Annotated in this window: 17 protein-coding genes; 9 read left to right on the plus strand and 8 right to left on the minus strand. The window is 60.4% G+C overall.

All coding sequences use genetic code 11. The features are described 5' to 3' along the window. Window positions 1-96: 96 nt before the first annotated feature. From HL653_RS10525 to HL653_RS10540, 4 genes are all read right to left on the minus strand, one after another. Window positions 97-2,424, minus strand: coding sequence for a TonB-dependent receptor (locus HL653_RS10525; protein WP_171744489.1), 2,328 nt, complete (start codon window positions 2,422-2,424; stop codon window positions 97-99). Window positions 2,425-2,567: 143 nt separating this feature from the next. Continuing rightward, entirely contained in the window at window positions 2,568-3,278 is a 711-nt protein-coding gene (locus HL653_RS10530; RefSeq protein ID WP_171744490.1) for an alpha/beta fold hydrolase, read from the minus strand. A 9-nt stretch (window positions 3,279-3,287) separates the two neighbouring features. Next, window positions 3,288-3,683 carry a RidA family protein gene (locus tag HL653_RS10535; RefSeq protein WP_171744491.1) on the minus strand — a complete coding sequence of 132 codons (396 nt, stop codon included), beginning with the start codon at window positions 3,681-3,683 and terminating at the stop codon, window positions 3,288-3,290. Beyond that, window positions 3,680-4,612, minus strand: a complete 933-nt coding sequence (locus HL653_RS10540) for an ABC transporter substrate-binding protein (RefSeq protein ID WP_171744492.1) — start codon at window positions 4,610-4,612, stop codon at window positions 3,680-3,682. Before HL653_RS10540 ends, HL653_RS10535 begins: the two co-directional genes overlap by 4 nt. A gap of 443 nt (window positions 4,613-5,055) precedes the next feature. Here HL653_RS10540 and HL653_RS10545 point away from each other — a divergent pair, with 443 nt between their 5' ends. The 3 genes from HL653_RS10545 to HL653_RS10555 all read left to right on the plus strand — a co-directional run bounded on the left by HL653_RS10545 (window position 5,056) and on the right by HL653_RS10555 (window position 7,864). Beyond that, the gene (locus HL653_RS10545) at window positions 5,056-5,823 is read left to right on the plus strand and encodes an IclR family transcriptional regulator (protein WP_171744493.1); all 768 of its coding nucleotides are present in this window, start codon (window positions 5,056-5,058) and stop codon (window positions 5,821-5,823) included. A gap of 249 nt (window positions 5,824-6,072) precedes the next feature. Further along, window positions 6,073-6,498, plus strand: coding sequence for a hypothetical protein (locus HL653_RS10550; protein WP_171744494.1), 426 nt, complete (start codon window positions 6,073-6,075; stop codon window positions 6,496-6,498). 1 nt (window position 6,499) lies between these two features. Beyond that, entirely contained in the window at window positions 6,500-7,864 is a 1,365-nt protein-coding gene (locus HL653_RS10555) for an MFS transporter (protein WP_171744495.1), read from the plus strand. A gap of 175 nt (window positions 7,865-8,039) precedes the next feature. On the opposite strand, the gene HL653_RS10560 is transcribed toward HL653_RS10555, so the two are convergent. The 4 genes from HL653_RS10560 to HL653_RS10575 all read right to left on the minus strand — a co-directional run bounded on the left by HL653_RS10560 (window position 8,040) and on the right by HL653_RS10575 (window position 11,428). Next, the gene (locus HL653_RS10560) at window positions 8,040-8,804 is read right to left on the minus strand and encodes a pirin family protein (RefSeq protein ID WP_171744496.1); all 765 of its coding nucleotides are present in this window, start codon (window positions 8,802-8,804) and stop codon (window positions 8,040-8,042) included. 90 nt (window positions 8,805-8,894) lie between these two features. Next, window positions 8,895-9,083: a hypothetical protein gene (locus HL653_RS10565; protein WP_171744497.1), complete on the minus strand. Its 189-nt coding sequence runs from the start codon at window positions 9,081-9,083 to the stop codon at window positions 8,895-8,897. 352 nt (window positions 9,084-9,435) lie between these two features. After that, on the minus strand, window positions 9,436-10,134 hold the full coding sequence (locus tag HL653_RS10570; RefSeq protein WP_171744498.1) for a fumarylacetoacetate hydrolase family protein: 699 nt from the start codon (window positions 10,132-10,134) through the stop codon (window positions 9,436-9,438). Window positions 10,135-10,156: 22 nt separating this feature from the next. After that, entirely contained in the window at window positions 10,157-11,428 is a 1,272-nt protein-coding gene (locus HL653_RS10575; protein ID WP_171744499.1) for an NAD(P)/FAD-dependent oxidoreductase, read from the minus strand. A 134-nt stretch (window positions 11,429-11,562) separates the two neighbouring features. Here HL653_RS10575 and HL653_RS10580 point away from each other — a divergent pair, with 134 nt between their 5' ends. Genes HL653_RS10580 through maiA form a run of 6 tightly spaced genes read left to right on the plus strand, consistent with a single transcriptional unit; the run spans window position 11,563 to window position 15,993 of the window. Then, window positions 11,563-12,789: an aromatic ring-hydroxylating dioxygenase subunit alpha gene (locus HL653_RS10580; protein WP_253717874.1), complete on the plus strand. Its 1,227-nt coding sequence runs from the start codon at window positions 11,563-11,565 to the stop codon at window positions 12,787-12,789. Then, on the plus strand, window positions 12,782-13,291 hold the full coding sequence (locus HL653_RS10585; protein WP_216599972.1) for an aromatic-ring-hydroxylating dioxygenase subunit beta: 510 nt from the start codon (window positions 12,782-12,784) through the stop codon (window positions 13,289-13,291). The genes HL653_RS10580 and HL653_RS10585 overlap by 8 nt, the downstream gene beginning before the upstream one ends. A gap of 12 nt (window positions 13,292-13,303) precedes the next feature. Continuing rightward, a complete protein-coding gene (locus tag HL653_RS10590; RefSeq protein WP_171744500.1) occupies window positions 13,304-13,624 on the plus strand; it encodes a non-heme iron oxygenase ferredoxin subunit in 321 nt (106 codons plus the stop codon). A gap of 1 nt (window position 13,625) precedes the next feature. Then, complete coding sequence (gtdA, locus tag HL653_RS10595; protein ID WP_171744501.1) at window positions 13,626-14,675, plus strand: gentisate 1,2-dioxygenase; 1,050 nt, start codon at window positions 13,626-13,628, stop codon at window positions 14,673-14,675. Beyond that, window positions 14,672-15,370 (plus strand): fumarylacetoacetate hydrolase family protein, encoded by a 699-nt coding sequence (locus HL653_RS10600; protein WP_171744502.1) that lies wholly within the window; start codon window positions 14,672-14,674, stop codon window positions 15,368-15,370. Before gtdA ends, HL653_RS10600 begins: the two co-directional genes overlap by 4 nt. Further along, window positions 15,367-15,993 (plus strand): maleylacetoacetate isomerase, encoded by a 627-nt coding sequence (gene maiA / locus HL653_RS10605; RefSeq protein ID WP_171744503.1) that lies wholly within the window; start codon window positions 15,367-15,369, stop codon window positions 15,991-15,993. The genes HL653_RS10600 and maiA overlap by 4 nt, the downstream gene beginning before the upstream one ends. Window positions 15,994-16,034: the final 41 nt, after the last annotated feature.

Consider the following 16,034-nt stretch of genomic DNA (forward strand, 5'->3'; position numbering starts at 1 on the left):
CTTGCGTCGAACTTGTACGAAGGGCCTTCGGCACGGTGGTCGGCGTAAGGGAAGGAGAGGCCGGACACCCTTTGGTGTCCGGCCCTTATTTGGAGATTATTGGAAACGATAGGTGAGGGAGCCGCCATACCAGCGCGGCCGCACATAGACATTCTCGACTGCTGTAACGAACGAGTTGTCAAGGCCAAAGGTGCGATATGTCACGTTGCTGACGTTGTTGATGAAGAAGGTGGCCTCGATCGGCACGTTGTCCGGCTTGATCGATACGGCGACATCGCCGATTGTGTAAGCGGGCTCATGATCCACCGGAGCATTGAACGTCGACAAATACTGGCTGCTATTATGCTTCCAATTGGTCGAGATCGTCATCGAACCGACATTGCCCAGGTTGAAGTCGGTGGCCACCGAGCCACCATAGCTCCAGGCGGGGGCATTGGGCAGGTCGCGATCGGTTATGCGTCCACCCGGCAACTGCAGGTTGAGAATAGTCGCGTCGAAAAGGTGGGTGGCGAAGGCCGTCACGCGCAGCCATGGCAGCGGACGGGCGGTGAGCTCTGCCTCCAGGCCCGTCACCCGCGCCGGCAGATTAACGATAAATTGGTTGCCACCGGTGCTTTGGAAGGCCTGATAGCCCTTATAGCGATAGTGGAACACCGCAGTGTTGAAGGTGGCGCGATTGTCAAACAGGGTCAGCTTCGCGCCACCTTCATAGCTGGTCAGCACTTCGTTGCCGAATGGTATCCGATTGTCGAACGCAGCCAGTGTTGCCGGCAGCGCTCCAGGTGCGACCGTTGCTGCGCTGGGCACTGCAAACGGCGCATTATATCCGCCCGACTTTGTCCCACGGTTGACTCCGGCGTAGAGCAGGACGCTGCGACTGGGCTGAGCATTGAGCTGCAGCTTGCCTGACCAAGTCTCGAAGCGGCGACTGGCGAGATCAGGCCGTCTCTGGGCAAAGTCATAGCTGGTCGCGCCAAATGAGGTGTGAATGTAACTGAAACGCTTCCAGTCCGAATTGTAACGCAGGCCGCCGATCAGGCTGAACACCGGATCGAAGCGATACTCGAGCTGGCTGAACGCCGCGACCGAACGGGTGCGCTGACGCGCGTGATAGGCGCCGCTGCTGGCGAATGTGCCGACCGGCACGCCCGCATAAAATTCGGCGAGCAGCGGATCGAGGTCGATCAGTGGCACCGGCGCATTCGCCTTGATCTGCATGCCATAGCCTCCGACAAGCCATGTCAGCTTGTCTACCGTACCGGACAGACGGAGTTCCTGCGAGATCTGCCGCCATCTGACGTTGACCTGCGTGGCGAGGAGCTGGCGCGGACTAGCGTCGTAATCCTGGGAGAATTTCTTGTCGATGTCCTGGTAGTCGGTGATCGAAACGAGCTTGCTCCAGCCGAAATCATGCTCGTAGCGAGCCATACCGTTCCAGAAGGTTCGGCTGAACCGCCCGGCGAAATTGGAGCTGTTCGTATAAGGATTGCCCGACCATCGGAAGCCGGCCGCGTTGCAGCCGGCACAGGTGCCGAACGGGTTTTCGTTGGGGCCGATCGGCACGCCAATACCGTCCGCGTTCTGCGTTGCGGGAGAAGCATTCTGGCCATTGGTGCGCTCGTCGTCGTTGCGCATATATTCCAGCTTCAGGCGCAACAAGTCGCTACTGCCGATATCGAAATCCAGTTGTCCGCGAGCGGCGTAAAAGCGGCTTGTAGGGCCGTCGAGGTCCCGATCAATGAGATTATGATAATAGCCGTTCGAGTGGTCGGTCGTGCCAGACACACGGAAACGCACCCGCTCGCCGATCGGCCCGCCAATTGCTGCCTCGGTAGTTATTTGATCGTAGCTGCCGACCGTGACCTTGCCGAAACCTTCGAACTTGGCCGTCGGTTTGCGGGTCACAGCTTGGACGAGCCCACCCGTGGCATTGCGGCCGAACAAGGTACCCTGCGGCCCGCGCAGCACCTCGACCCTTTCGAGGTCGAACGTCTGTCCGCTGATCGCGCCGAGAAATGCGATATACACCTCGTCATTGTAGAAAGCGATCGGGCCTTCCTGGATGTCGGCGAAGTCATTCTGGGAAACGCCGCGGATATTGAACACGGTGCGACTTGGATTCTGTTGGGTGACCTGGAGCGAGGGAACGACGCGAGCGAGCGCGGTCGCGTCCGAGGTCACCTGCACGGCGTTGAGCTGGCTCTGCAAGACGGCACTGACAGCGATGCCGACATCCTGTAAGCTCTGGCGGCGCTTTTGCGCGGTAACAACGATTTCATCCAGTTGTGAGCCGCTCGCCGCCGAGCCTTTTTCCGGCGCTGGAATGGCCGGTGGGCTCTGGGCGAGAGCGCTGGTGGCGAGGATAGTGGAAGCCAGAGCGAAATTGACAATGCAGGACTTGCCTTTGTAATGTACGTGCGTCATGAAGACCCCCCTTAGGTTCGTAGTTCCTTGTGCAGTTCCTCCGGTGTAATCAGGCTTCTTCCGAGCCGCTGTTACTTATCCGCGAATGAATTTAATGTCCCGCAGGCATCTTCTGACTTAGGCAGCTGCCCAAGCCGATGAAGCTAGTCACGTGCAAGCTCGTCGATGAGCAATTCCCTAAGACTTTCGGGTTCGTCGATCATGATATCATGCCCGGATTCTATCGTCGTCGTCCTCCACCCGGCTGCGACCTTGTACAAATCGTAGAATTGCTGGTAGACCGATCCAGGGAAACGGGTGGACATGACGAAGGTCCGCCGCGTCACCATGTCGAGTTTGTCGCCGAGCCGAATGCCTTCGATATAGCAGTCCAGCGGATGATCCGTGCTGTTGCGCTCGACCAAGGCGTGATGCTCGGGTGCCGTGCCGAAAAATTCCGGTGGGAACGTCGGTGAACGGCCTTGATTGTCGCGCGCTGCTGCGATCATCGGTTCACGGTAAGCTGCGGGTAGCAGGTCGAATAGCGACTGGCCGGCGGCGGGCACGAATGCATCAAGGTAGAAGAGAGAGCGAATACGATCGCCCATCTGCCCGGCAACACCGGTCACCACCATGCCGCCGTAGGAATGACCGCATAGCACCACGTCATCAAGGTCCTCCCAGTGGAGCACGTTGGCGATGTCGGTGACGTGGGTCGACAAGTTGATGTTCAGCCCCATAAGATGAGACCGCTCTCCCAAGCCTGTCAGTGTCGGAGTAAAGACATCATGGCCGGCGTCGCGTAGTAGTCGGGCGACGCGCGAATAGCACCAGCCGCCGCGCCAGCCCCCGTGAACGAGTACGAACGTGCCCATCTGCTTTCCTCATGGTTTGCGGCGGGCGGCGATCGCCTGGATCTCGACTTTGAGCTCTGGCAGCGCCAATGCAGAGATGCCGATCACTGCGCTCGTGGGTAGATCGATGCCGTCGAAATATGTCTTCCGGACCTCGATGAAGCCCGAAAAATCGCTCCGCAAATCGGTGAGGAACACGGTCATCGTGACAATGTCGGAAAGATCGAGGCCGGCTACCGCCAGTACCTCGATGATATTATCAAATGTCTTGTTCGCCTGGCTCTGGACATCTGTGCCAACTGGTCGGTAATTCTCGTCGACGCCAACCTGGCCGGCGACGAATACGAAATCGTTTGCGAGAATACCCTGGACATAGCCGTAAGGCGTAGAATCTCCAAGGTTGGGAACGGAAAGAGCTTCTTTCAATGGATATCTCCTTTGATGCGACGATCTGCTTCGATCCAGGGATTTTCGTCGAAATACTGATCGACTGGCCCAAGATTGCGAGGCGCGAACTTGAGGCGAAGCTGCAGCGCTGTCTCCATGCCGGCCCGATCCAGGCGCGCCATCGGGAAAAAGCCCTCGTCCGTTCCCGAGAGGCGATCAGCGGTCTCGATGAGAATGGCCTCAGGCAAGGCGGGAAGATTATCGCGCAGGACTTCCAGCGCCTCGGTCCGATTAGCGCGATCAAGCATCCAATCAAGCGCGCGGCGGAAGGCGGCTATGAAGCGTACGACCGTGTCGCGATTGTCTGCGAGCCATGCGCGGGTCGCTGCGGCGACGACGCCCTGATAGGCGCCCAACTGATTGAGTGCTCGCTCGAATATTTTAAGCCCGTGTGTCTGGGCCATGAGATCGAATGGCGTGACGAGCAGCGAGGCTTCCTGGCTTCCCGCGATGAGCGCCTCGAAGCGCTGCGCGACACCGCCTATACTTTCCAGCTGCACGTCCGAGGTAGACAAACCAGCCGCTTCCAAGAGAGCGAACAGCACAAACGCATATCCTGTTGACAGCGCGTCGACGGCTATCCTCTGTCCTCGAAGCTCCGAAACTTCGCCGAACCTCGACTGGCCGACAAGGTAAAGAAGGCCATTGTCGATACCCATAAGGGCGACAGGATCCAACGGCGCGCGTTCGCCGGCGTCCGACGCATACGCCAGCACATTATCAAAGCCGGTGAAGGCGATTTGATAGTCACCAGATTGTAAGCCCGACATCTGCGATCGGGAGTCGCGGGTCGCATGCACGACGACGTTGAGGCCTTCCGTTTCGAAGCAGCCAATTTTCTGTCCGACCCAGAGCGGCCAGTTAAAACCGCCGGGAAATGCGATAACATTTAGATCGGTCATCTGCATTGAGGTTCATCCTGCTAGGCTGGAGCGGAGCCCGCGTCGCGGAGCCTACGTCGTGCCAATGATGAGCATCCGGTTGCAGCGCCGCATGGGCAAACGCGCCCTGCATCCGTCTTGATTTGGCAAAAGGTCGATGTTCACCACGCCGTCGCTCTCATCAATGTTGCCAGAACTTGCCGCCGACCTCCGTGCGACAAGCTCCAGCCATGATCCAAAAGGGTCAAGCGGCCTCTCTATTGGCTAATATACATGGCATTGGAGCAGAAGCAACGGGTTTCGTGCATTTTAGGGATTGGTCACGAGCCGATTGAGGCGCCAAAGCGGCTTCGACCTCACGTTCTGCCTGATAGCTTGGACAAGCGCGCCGGACGGTCTATCCAGATTGCCGAAGCGCGTTTCTGGAAGCCGAACCCGGGCGTCCGCGGTGAAGATGGAGAGTCGATGGCATGTTTTCGGACTCGTATGAACGAAACGAACTCCGCCGTCGGAGCATTGGATCGGTCGAAACAGGGATTCTGGTCCTGCAGGCCATCGTCGATCTCAGACGAGCCGCGTCGCTGAAGGAGATCGCTGCGAACGCAAAGCTTGAGGCAAGCCAGACCCATCGTTATCTGAGTGCGCTCGTCAACTCGGGCATGGTGAAGCAGACCGAGGCGGGATTATATGATCTTGGCTATACGTCGATACGAACCGGCCTTGCAGCGCTGTCCCGGTTGCCAATGCTTTCGATAGCCGATGAGATTGCAAGGACGCTTACAACCGAGACGGGGGCAACCACGCACGTCACCGTGTGGGGGATGCACGGACCAACAATCATCCGGTGGAATCAGGGATCTCCTCCCGTCTACACCGCGCTTTCACTCGGATCGTCGCTGCCAGTGACGCGATCGTCCACAGGTCGGACATTCATGGCCTATATGCATGACGATGCGCTGGCGCCCTTCCTCAAGGCGGAGGGCCTTGGCATACCGATCGAGGAGGATCCGAAGTTGCAGGCGGCACGCGACGAGATAAGGCGAACGCGCATTTCGTCCTTCGAAGAGGCTCTGGTTGTCGGTTTTCCTGCTTATGCGTCTCCGATTCTGGCCCCACGCGCAGCAATCACCGCAGTCGTGACTGCGGTGATGCCAGAAGTCTTGGCGCGCGAGAGGAGTGCCGAAATTAAGGCCAAGCTGGTCAAACTGTGCAAGGCGGCTTGCGTCGACTTCGAGTAAAGCTCGCTTCCGCTTCAATAACCTCGCGGAATGAATCGGAGAAATATTGCCCCCAGTTGGCATGAGCGATTAGACAACTGGCGGTACCGGCTTTGGCGCTATGCGCATCGGTGCTCAGCTTCAATCAGGAATGCGTTCGAAAATGCCGCTGCGCTGCGACCCAGGCTGCGTTCTGCTCCTCCCGGCTGCTCGCCGCACAATCGAAGTCGGTAATCTTGCTTTTGCGTAACGTCGTGGAAAGACACCGCTATGAAGGATGTCATTATCGTCAAAATCTTCGCTTATCAGGCACGCGCCTCTGTTGCGCGGCTCGCACGCGCCAGGCCGACGGGCATATTCGTCTCGCGGGCTTCACTCCGCAAAGATACTTTGATTGGCAACACCCTATTCGCTGTGGAGTTCGCCCCGTCTGTATGGGCGCCTTCGCAGGAGCGAGTAGCGAAACAGCGCGCACTGAGTCTGTTGCTCGCCCATAAAAATCCCTGGAAAAGCGTTAAGGGCTACTTGCTCATCCAGCGGACCTTCGAGTTTTTCCATGGCCAAAAGCGGAGCCGAAACGCAAATGCCCCGCCGCGGGTCGCTTTGCAGCAGAATGCTACGGCCGTAACTTCACCGATCCGCGGGAATTACGCTGTTAAAAACGATGCGGTCATTGCGCTCAGCCAGGGAGCCTGAGATGGGCCACGAAGGGCTGCCTGTGCCTCGCTTGTGGTTTGCCTCGGCGGCCATGTGGATCGCCATCGCATTGATGGCTATCGACACGACGATCGCGAATGTCGCCTTGCCGGTGATTGCACGCGAGTTAGGCACCACGGCGAGCGCCTCGGTCTGGATCGTGAACGCCTATCAGATCGCGATCACCATGGCACTGTTCCCCTGCGCAGCATTGGGCGAGCGAATGGGATATCGCCTTGTTTATCAGGTGGGCTTGATCGTCTTTCTCGTCGGTTCGCTCGGTTGCGCGCTGTCCGGTGGATTGTGGTCGCTTACCGTCGCGCGGTGCGTCCAAGGGATTGGGGCGGGGGGTGTGATGGCCGTCAATGGAGCGATCGTGCGCTTCACCTTTTCCAAGGCGTCGATGGGCCGCGGGATCGGCCACAATGCGCTCGTGATCGCGGTCGCAACAGCCGCCGGCCCTGCACTCGCGGCCGGAATACTGGAGATCGCTGCCTGGCCTTGGCTGTTCGCGATCAACCTCCCGGTCGGTCTTCTCTCACTAGTGATCGGCTGGCGCACTCTGCCAGAGCAACGCGGTACAGTAACGCCATTCGACTGGCGTCAGGCTCTGCTTTCGGCGGCTGCGATCGGTGTGCTGGCGCTGGGCTTCGCGCGGCTCAGCCATCTCGAACTCGGACCTGCGACCTTCCTGCAAATTGCAAGCGGTACGGCTGCCTTCGCGGTCATGCTGCGGTCGGCGCGCGCGCAACGGCATCCAATCCTGCCTGTCGACTTGCTTGGCTTTCGAGAGCTCCGGCTTGCTTACCTGGTTTCTGCGTTGACGTTTGCGGCGCAGATGATGGCGATGATCGCGCTGCCATTCTTCCTCCACGCGCAATATGGCTTCGACACGGCGACAGTAGGATTGGTCATCACGCCTTGGGCGATCGCCGTCGGGATTACCGCGTTCGCGTCAGGACGGTTGCTCGAAAATTTCCCGCTGGAGAAACTTGTCTTCGTTGGCCTGGTTGTGTTTGCAATAGGGCTGATGGGAATTGCCCTGATGCCCGATTCAGCATCACTCGCTGCATTGGCAGCCTGTTCGGCGCTGAGTGGCGCTGGTTTTGGCCTGTTCCAGACGCCTAACAATCGAACCATGCTTGCCGCGAGCCCATACGAGCGCAGCGGAGCGGCCGGGGGAATGCAGGCGGCCGCACGGCTGGTCGGTCAGACGGCAGGAGCTGCGTTTGCCGCCTTGGCACTTCATCTGGCCGGTCCTGCGGCGCGCTCCAACATCCTCGTCGCCGTCGCGATTTCGTCGGTGGCAGCGCTCACGGCGCTTTTCAAGGCGCGAAAGCGAGAAGAAAGCCGCGAAAGCAGGTAGAGGACGACAGCTTTGCAGGGAATGATTATCTGAACAGGCGGCGCGCTGCGCGAGGACTCGGTGCTGGCTGACAACAAACTCCTTAGGCGCACCGTCGCCTGGCGCTCCACAACCGTAACCGCGCACCGAGCTTCTAATTACATAGTTTGACAGCGTGGGGTTCCCAACCCCGCGATTACCTTCTGTAATTTGCATCCGCATCACCTGCCCCGACTTCGCCGATCGATTCGCCGCCCAGCAACACATAGCGCACCGATTCCTCGGCCGTTTCGACGAAGAGATGGTCGCCGTCGGTTAAGATGGCGAAGTCATGCTGGCGAAGCAGTCTGCGCTCGTCACCAATGTGCGCTTCTCCCGAAAGAATCTGGACTATGGCCGTCCAGCCACGAGGCAGCCGATGTCGGGCACTTGAGCCGGGTTCGTGGCTGATGTCCAGATACAGGCTCTGGACCTCGGTTCTGACCGCGGCTTCCAGTCCAGCAACATGACGGACCGTCACGCCATCTGTGCATGTGACGGGAACCTCTCCAGCCTCGCGTCGCGGCGGCAGTTGAGCCACATCAGGCAGTAGCGCGATCCAGCGCTGTACGCCGTGGGAAGGTTGATCACCCAACGGAGACTCGCTGTGCACCATTCCGGATCCCGCGAACAAGTGCATCGCGCGGCCGGCAGGCAGTTCGAGCCGGGTTCCGTCTGGCTCACGATGCTCCATCGTGCCGTCCAGCTGGTACGTCACCATCTCGACGCCCCGGTGGGGATGATACCCGAACCCGGCTGAGCCGGATGGGATGATATACTCGCCAAGGGCCATGAACGGGTTGGCATGCGGCAGGTTTCCTCCCGGAAGCGCGCGGTTGACCGTCGCCGGTCCCTCCCGACGGGGTGTCGCGGCGCGCGCGATCAAGACGCCCCAACCAGTGGGCGAGTTTACATCGGACATTTCTCTATCCCTCGACCGCCTATGAACAACGTAGGCCGCTGCCGCGACGCTACTTGTGAGCCGTTCGCCATATGGCGAACGGCAATCCGGCTAGCTGACCGGCCGATCAAAATCGCGGGCGAGATGGCCCCGGCCGGTCAGGTCTCCGCGTTCGAACATCCAGCCGTACCCGCCTTTCGGGTTGCTCAGTATCTCCCAGTAATTCTCGTCGGCGTCGCGGAAATAGAAGCTGTAGCTGCCATGCTGCACGATCGGCTCGGAAATATCGTGGAGTTGCATTTGTCGGCGTCGCGCAGGACGGTTCGGTAGGCTTCGTCAACCTTCGCATCCGTCTCCACGTCGATGCCGTTGTGATTAAGAAAGGGCATCACCGCCTCCTCACCGGGGGGTGATTTCACCACGACGTATACATGGTCCGCCAAAGCGGGCCCAAAGGGAGATTTTACTGGTGCGGACAGTCTCGAAGCCGGGGAATTTCTCGTAAAACGTCGCAAGAAGTCGATGTTGCGCGACTCCAGAGTGCCGTGAGAGATGAATTTGAGCTTGAGCGCCGGCTCGACGACTGCCTGAGAAGGTGCAGTGTCGGACGTAATGCTGACATCGGACATGGTTTTTTTCCTGGACCGATAGATCAATAACCTGCGCCGATCGTAATCTCGATGTCGCCTAGTCCTTCGACACCCCCTTCGATACGGTCTCCCGTAACGATGGCGGCCACGCCTGCTGGTGTGCCTGTATAGACAAGGTCACCCGGCTTGAGCGCTATCCCGTGGCTGAGCGTCGAGAGCAATTCAGGCACAGACCAGATGAGGTCGGCCGTCCGGGCGTCCTGCTTCGTCTCGCCGTTCACCTTCAACCATATACGAGCATCCTCGATGACGCCTGTCTGGGATATGGGGTGGATCGGCGCGCACGGGGCCGACTCGTCAAAGGCCTTCCCGAAATCCCAGGGCAGTCCGGCCTTGAGCGCAGCCATCTGGATGTCACGACGCGTAAGATCGATGCCCACGGCATAGCCGTAGATGTGGTTGTTCGCCTCCTCTGGCGAAATCTGGAAGGCTGGCTTCCCGATCGCGACGACCAGCTCGATCTCGTAATGGAACTCCTTGGTGAGTGTCGGGTAGCGCACGGTCGCCCCGCTTGGAACGATGGCGTCTGCCGGCTTGGAGAAGAAAAATGGCGGGTTTCGCTCCGGATCGCCACCCATTTCCTTGACGTGATCGCTGTAATTGCGCCCGACGCAGAAGATGCGGCGGACCGGAAACAGGTCGGTCGAGCTGGCGACCGGAACGGTAACGGTTTCAAGCGGTGGTACTACAAAGGTCATCATTCTCTCGCTAGAACTGAGTTGTCTAAAATTCGACGAGCAGGTCGGAAGCGATCTTGCCGAGGGGGCGGGTGGGGTCGGTCAACAGCCTAGAATCACCGCGCCAACCGCTCGCGATCAGCCTGCTCGATGGGCGAATGTCCCGCCCATTGTTCACGGTCGAGACACCACGAAGCACGCCGTTGCGAAAGTGGAATGCGGTTCCGGAGATCGACGTGCCGCGCCAGACCGTCTGGTCGCAATCAGCTGCCAAGCCGGCGACCTGAATGTTGGTCTCCAACTGGTCGGTCCAAAACCAAGGGACTTCCGCATAGGCATCGTCGATCCCCAGCATCGATCTGGCGACGTGCGCCCCATGCCGTCCCGCATGCTGCCATGCCTCCACTCTCAGGGAATGGCCGTAGGTCGGATGGTGAAAACTGGCGACGTCGCCAGCGGCGTAGATGCGCTCGAGGCTCGTGCGTCCACAGCCATCGACAACGACGCCGTTGTCGACCGCGCAGCCTGCTGCGCGGGCCAGGTCATCGTTTGGTATCACCCCGATCCCGGCGACGCACACATCCGCTGAATGCGTAGCTTCGCCAACCCGAACCAGGGCACCGCCGCGTCCATCCGCTTCCACTGCAATAGGGCCGCTTTCCAGGACGAGCGTCACGCCGGCCGCGCGGTGAAGATCAGCAAGCAGTGCGGAGATCTCGGGCGCGACGGCGCGGTGCATGAGCCTCGGCGCGGGATCGATCACGGTGACATCCAGGCCGAGCTCAACGGCGGTCGATGCAACCTCCAGGCCGATCACGCCCCCGCCCAGGACCACCACCGAGCGTGCCGCGCGAAGCGCGCTGCGTAGCCTGGCGGCGTCCTCCCGCGTACGGAGGTAGTGAACACCCGCCGGATCGCCTTGAAGCCTGCGCGCGCGCGCGCCGGTGGCCAGCAGGAGCGCGTCGTAGGAGACCACCTGGCCAGAGTCGCCGAGCCGCGCGCGGCGGGCTGCGGGGTCGATCTCAGAAATGCAAGTGTTCGGGATCAGTTCGATCCGCTCTGCCGCGAACCACTCGGCCGGACGAATCAGCCGTTCCGGCTCGTCATCAGATTTCAGCTGCTGCTTCGATAATGGGGGGCGTTCGTAGGGAATGCCTGCCTCGTCGGTTGCCAGCATCACGTGGCCGCCAAATCCACCCTCACGCAGCGCCGCGGCCGCAGCGACGCCGGCTTCGCCCGCGCCGACGATCAGGACTGTGCCGGTGGCCGGAAGCGACCAACGATTTTCCCGCTGCTCCTCGCCCAAAGGACCTGACACTAAACACTCCTTGCTTATTGCGGTATCATTAGCACAATGTGCAAATCACGCAACGGTGACGGTGCGCGTTTTCCTATGTGCAAATAGTTGTACTATGTGGCATAGAGTCAAGCAGGGAGAGCCTGGAGTTGTCGGTGAGCAAGAATCACACATGGCCTGAAGATGGGCGGGGGCGAGTGCCGTTCTGGGTCTATACCGATCCACAGGTGTATCGGGAGGAGATCGACAAGATCTGGTACGGCCCGCACTGGCTGTACGTCGGCCTCGAATGCGAGATTCCGAACGTCGGAGACTTCAAGACCACGACGCTTGGCGAACGCCCTGTCATCATGGTCAGGAGCGGGGTCGACGAGATTACGGTTGTCGAGAATCGATGCGCGCACCGGGGGCTGAAGTTCTGCCAGGAGCGGTTCGGCAACCGGCAGGATCTCCTTTGCCCTTACCACCAGTGGGCCTACTCGCTGAGGGGCGATTTGATCGGCGTGCCTTTCCGCCGCGGCGTGAAGAAGCAGGGCGGAATGCCGGCCGACTTTGATCCGTCCGCCAACGGTCTCCATCGCTTGCGCGTGGAGGAAGCCAATGGCGTCGTATGGGCGACATTCTCTGACGAGACGCCGTCCTTCCGCGAATATCTCGGCGAGCGCTTCTGGAAGCATTACACGCGCGTCTACGACGGTCGGAAGCTCGAGGTGCTGGGCTATAATCGGCAGCGCATCCCGGGAAACTGGAAGCTGATGCAGGAGAACATCAAGGACCCTTACCATGCAGGACTCCTACACGTGTTCTTCGTGACATTTGGCCTGTTCCGGGCGGACCAGAAATCAGCCGTCGACATCGATGACCTGGGCCGACACGGGATTTTGATCAGCCGCAAGGGCGAAAAGGAGCAGAATGAGGTCACCGCGGACATGCGGCAGTTCAAGAGCGACCTCGTCCTCAACGATCCTCGCATCCTCGACGTGGTGCAGGAATTCACGGGCGAGGAGACCGTCGGCATGATCACGATCTTCCCGAGCGTGATTCTACAGCAGCAGGTCAACTCTCTTACCACCAGGCAGATCGTACCATCTGGACCCGGGGCTTTCGACTTCCACTGGACCCATTGGACCTACGCCGACGACAGTTCCGAGATGAAGCAGCGCCGCACACGACAGGCGAACCTGTTCGGTCCGGCCGGGTTCGTTTCGGCCGACGACGGCGAGGTCATCGAGTTCAGTCAGCAGGGCTTCTCTCCCTCGGAGGACGAGGCAGCCCTGGTCACGATGGGCGGCCGCGAAATCGAATGCACCGACCACATGGTCACCGAAACGGCGATCCGCGGCATGTACGACTATTGGCGCAAGGTGATGGGCTATGCATGAAGCGATGGAATGCCAGGGTGCGGCCGGCGCTGGCCTCCTCAACTCGCGTGAAGCGATCCGCGATCTCTTCGATGACTATTACGCCACGCTGGATGCGGTGGATCTTGAGGCGTGGCCCAACTTCTTCACCGAAGACTGCGTATACCGAGTCATCTCGCGGGAGAATTACGAGCGAGGTTTCAGTCTAGCCACCATCGGGGCGGAAAGCCGCGGCATGCTCATGGACCGTGTCACTGGCCTGCGCACCACGCAAGTCTATGCGCCGCGCTATTACCGTCGCTTCGCCGGTCCGCTGAAGATCGGCCGGGGAGCCGATGGCGCGGTGCCGGTCGAACACAATTTGCTGTTAGTCCAGACCCTCATCGACAAGCAGTCCGAGATCATTCTTTCCGCGCGCTGCTACGATAGCGTCGTCGAAGTTGACGGTCGACTGGCGCTTGAGCGCCGGGACGTCGTCTTCGATTCGGAGATGATTCCTAACAGCCTCATCTACCCTGCATAGGATTTCCCCAAAATGCCTTGGATCAAGACGATTCCGACATCGGAGCTCGGCGAGGAGGGCCTTGCCAGCGCGCAGGCCGGCAACGTCTGGGTAGCACTGTATCGTGTCGACGAAGAATATTACGCCACTTCGGTAGTGTGCACGCATGGTCAGGCAAGCCTCGCGGACGGCTATCTCGAAGGCCACAATATCGAATGTCCGCTGCACCAGGGGACGTTCGACGTGCGCACGGGCAAACCGACCGGTGCCCCGTGCACCGTACCTGTTCGCACCTTCCGGGTGAGGGTCGAGGACGACGTGATTCTGGTCGAAGTCGGCCAGGGGGAGGTATGACATGTCGACGCTAGTCAACGACCAGCGCCAGCAGCTGGAGGGGCTGTACGATGAGATGCGCCCGAAGGGTCTGTACCCCTTGTGGGAGCATCTCGCCGCCCTTGTCACCCCGGAGCCTCGGGGCCAGACCAAGGCGGTCAAGTGGAACTTTTCCGAGATCAGAGACTATCTGATGCGTGCCGGCGATCTCATCAGCGCGCATGACGCAGAACGCCGTGTGCTCATCCTGGAGAATCCTGGCCTTCCCGGCACCTCCGGCATCACGTCAAGCCTTTATGCCGGGCTTCAACTTATCCTGCCCGGAGAAGTCGCACCTTGCCACCGCCACTCGCAGTGCGCCCTGCGCTTCGTGCTGGACGGCGACGGCGCTTTTACCGCGGTGGATGGCGAGAAAGCTGTCATGCGGCCCTTCGACCTCATACTCACCCCCAACTGGCAGTGGCACGATCACGGAAACGTATCTGGCAAACCGATGATCTGGCTTGACGGCCTCGACATCCCCACGGTCCACCACTTCGACGCGAGCTTCGCGGAGAAACTGGGTCAGGAGGCCATGTCAGAGAGCGCGCCAGCTGACGACAGCATGCGGCGCTATGGGCGCAACCTTCGCCCTATGCGGGGTTCGACGGCAGACCGCCGTCCCACAGAACTGCCGCTGTTCCACTATCCCTATTCGGAATGGCGTCATAGCCTTACCTCGCTGGCGGAGGCCGATGCTCCCGATCCACATCTCGGCCATGCGCTCGAGTTCCTTAATCCTGCCAACGGGGGGGCGATCATGCCGACGATTTCCGCCCACGTCCGCCTGTTGCCTGCCGGCTTTGAGAGTAGGGGGCGAAAGTCAACCGACGCCACGGTCTTCACCGTCGTCGAGGGCAGCGGCCAGGCGCAGATCGGCGAGATCGAGCAAGGTCTCAAGCATGGCGACATCTTCGTCGTGCCCTCTTGGCACACGTTACGCATTCGGGCGACGGATGAACTTGTGCTGTTCGGCTATTCCGACCGTGCGGCCCAGGAGAAGCTCGGACTCTATCGAGAGGCAAAAGCATGACTCAACTATTCGAACTTCCGGCCGCGGTCACCGCACCAGTCGCCGGCGAGCAGCATGGTTTTCCGGTTCGGCGGATTTTCTGTGTGGGGCGGAATTACGCCGAGCACGCCCGGGAGATGGGCAAAGATCCAGAACGTGACCCGCCATTTTTCTTCACCAAGTGGGCAGAGACGGTGGTGTTCGACGGCACCACGGTCCCCTATCCCCAGAAAACCGGCAATTTTCATTACGAGGCCGAACTGGTCGTCGCGATCGGCCAATCTGGCCGCAACCTCTCGCGCGAAGAGGCGCTCGACCACGTCTACGGCTACGCGACCGGGCTCGACATGACGCGCCGCGACTTGCAGCTCGAAGCGCGCAGCAGCGGGCGTCCCTGGGACACGGGCAAGAATGTCGAAGCGAGTTCGCCCCTCGGTTTGATACATCCGGCAGCCGCCTCGGGGCATCCCGAGACGGGCGCTATCCGCATGCGGGTCAACGGTGAAGTCAGGCAAAGCGCCGACCTCGCCGACCTGATTTGGCCCGTTGCCGACATCCTCGTCTTTCTCTCCGGGCTTTATCGCATCGAGCCGGGTGACCTCGTCTACACGGGCACTCCGGCCGGTGTCGGGGCGGTTGTCGAAGGTGACGAACTCCGGGTGGAGATCGACGGCCTTACTGCTGTGAACGTGCGCGTCGGGCCGCCCGCCGCATGATCCTCCATGGATATTTTCGGTCGACGGCGAGCTGGCGTGTCCGGATCGCCCTTGCGCTCAAGGGCTTAACGGTGACGCACAGCTCTCATCACCTGCGAAAGGGCGAGCAGCGCGCGGCAAACTATCTCGCAGTCAACCCTCAAGCCCTCGTGCCGGCCCTGGAGCTCGACGACGAGGTGGTCCTGACCCAGTCGCTCGCTATCATCGAGTTCCTGGACGAGCTCCATCCGGACCCGCCGCTCTTGCCCGCCGACCCGGTCGACCGCGCGATCGCTCGGTCGATTGCACTGGCGATCGCGTGCGACATCCACCCGATTCAGAACCTCAAAATTCTGGACCGGGTTCGGCAAATTGGGGGGCAGGAGGCGGCAGACGACTGGGCGCGGACGACGATAATGGATGGCCTCGCAGCGACGGAACAGCTGATCCAGCGGCGGGGAGGCCGGTTCTGTGTGGGCGATCAGCCGACGCTCGCCGACATCTGCCTGGTGCCCCAGCTCGGGAATGCGCGACGGTTCGGAGTCGAGCTGGTATGGCCCCGCATTGCCGCTGTCGACGAGGCCTGTGCTGCAATGCCGGAGTTCGCTGGGGCCGTGCCCAACCGCCAGGCCGACGCCTATTGAACCAACGACTGCTTCTAACTCGATAAGGTTTGACTAAGCTG

This window comes from Sphingomonas sp. AP4-R1, from assembly GCF_013113735.1.
GTDB lineage: Bacteria > Pseudomonadota > Alphaproteobacteria > Sphingomonadales > Sphingomonadaceae > Sphingomonas_I.

Bases quoted from the DNA above. Each gene is read 5' to 3' on its own strand.
- HL653_RS10525 (WP_171744489.1), bottom strand. From the start codon at position 2,424: ATGACGCACGTACATTACAAAGGCAAGTCCTGCATTGTCAATTTCGCT.
- HL653_RS10530 (WP_171744490.1), bottom strand. From the start codon at position 3,278: ATGGGCACGTTCGTACTCGTTCACGGGGGCTGGCGCGGCGGCTGGTGC.
- HL653_RS10540 (WP_171744492.1), bottom strand. From the start codon at position 4,612: ATGCAGATGACCGATCTAAATGTTATCGCATTTCCCGGCGGTTTTAAC.
- HL653_RS10545 (WP_171744493.1), top strand. From the start codon at position 5,056: ATGTTTTCGGACTCGTATGAACGAAACGAACTCCGCCGTCGGAGCATT.
- HL653_RS10550 (WP_171744494.1), top strand. From the start codon at position 6,073: ATGAAGGATGTCATTATCGTCAAAATCTTCGCTTATCAGGCACGCGCC.
- HL653_RS10555 (WP_171744495.1), top strand. From the start codon at position 6,500: ATGGGCCACGAAGGGCTGCCTGTGCCTCGCTTGTGGTTTGCCTCGGCG.
- HL653_RS10560 (WP_171744496.1), bottom strand. From the start codon at position 8,804: ATGTCCGATGTAAACTCGCCCACTGGTTGGGGCGTCTTGATCGCGCGC.
- HL653_RS10565 (WP_171744497.1), bottom strand. From the start codon at position 9,083: ATGCAACTCCACGATATTTCCGAGCCGATCGTGCAGCATGGCAGCTAC.
- HL653_RS10570 (WP_171744498.1), bottom strand. From the start codon at position 10,134: ATGATGACCTTTGTAGTACCACCGCTTGAAACCGTTACCGTTCCGGTC.
- HL653_RS10585 (WP_216599972.1), top strand. From the start codon at position 12,782: ATGCATGAAGCGATGGAATGCCAGGGTGCGGCCGGCGCTGGCCTCCTC.
- HL653_RS10590 (WP_171744500.1), top strand. From the start codon at position 13,304: ATGCCTTGGATCAAGACGATTCCGACATCGGAGCTCGGCGAGGAGGGC.
- gtdA (WP_171744501.1), top strand. From the start codon at position 13,626: ATGTCGACGCTAGTCAACGACCAGCGCCAGCAGCTGGAGGGGCTGTAC.
- HL653_RS10600 (WP_171744502.1), top strand. From the start codon at position 14,672: ATGACTCAACTATTCGAACTTCCGGCCGCGGTCACCGCACCAGTCGCC.
- maiA (WP_171744503.1), top strand. From the start codon at position 15,367: ATGATCCTCCATGGATATTTTCGGTCGACGGCGAGCTGGCGTGTCCGG.